1 protein-coding gene is annotated in these 327 nt (G+C 63.3%); it reads right to left on the bottom strand.

What is annotated here, in order from left to right:
- Positions 1-327, bottom strand: a 327-nt coding sequence (locus AC6CHM_RS25160; protein ID WP_498176079.1) for a vWA domain-containing protein, incomplete at both ends; no start/stop codon positions are given.

Here is a 327-nt window from a genome sequence, read left to right as displayed (position 1 = left end):
CCCAAGCGGTAAATCCAGTGCCGAGAGCAGGGGCGATAGATTGGCCGTGTCCGTTAAAATTCCTCCGCCTTCGGCCGCCAGCCGTACAGCTCCGGCCTTATCTGGCACCGGCATATTGGGATCGCTCTGCGCCGAAGAGACAAAGAGAACGTTCACCCTGCGCCCTGCCTTGCGCAGCGCCCTCGCCGCCTCGACTGCGGCAGGATCGACGCCCCCACCGTCCGTAACCAGAACGAGATCACCGCCGATCATGTCGGCGTCGGAAAACATGGTCTGTGCCAGCGCCATCGCCCGTGCCGGGGCACTACCCTGCTCCGCAACGATATT

This window comes from Phyllobacterium sp. GQ127 (genome assembly GCF_059758635.1).
Note: the sequence above shows the minus strand (reverse complement) of the source record. Positions and strands in the feature narration are given on the sequence as shown.